General features: G+C 69.4%; 1 protein-coding gene. It reads left to right on the top strand.

Annotated elements, in window-relative coordinates; genetic code table 11:
* Positions 1–395: hypothetical protein (locus tag G3I71_RS49505; RefSeq protein ID WP_164325544.1), on the top strand; the 395-nt coding region annotated here is incomplete at both ends.

Raw genomic sequence — 395 nt, 5'->3', positions numbered from 1 at the left:
AAGCGCATCTGGAACTGGGGCAACATCCCGCTTCCCGGTCTGCTGCTGCCCGCTCTGGGTGCGGCCTTCGGCTTCGCCATCGTCTGGCTGGTGACGCTGCTCTCGCTCTCCGCCTTCCTGCCCTTCCTGGGCATCTCGGTGGTGACGTCGGTGCTCTACATCGGACCGCCGGTCGGCGTCTACTTCGTGTGGGGGCGGCCGCTGCCCTCCGCACTCACTCTCAGCCAACAGGTCGTGGTCTGGGCCGACTTCTGGTTCCAGCCCAAGCGGCTGCAGGGGATGGCCGCCGACCGGGAGCCCGAGGAAATGCGCTGGCAGGTGATCCTCTGGCAGCCGGGTTCGCCGCGCTGGCAGCGCCAGTACGAGGAGGCGCTGGCCGCGGCGGCGGACGAACC

The organism is Streptomyces sp. SID12501, from assembly GCF_010550245.1.
GTDB lineage: Bacteria > Actinomycetota > Actinomycetes > Streptomycetales > Streptomycetaceae > Streptomyces.
This window is presented reverse-complemented; position numbering and strand designations above follow the sequence as displayed.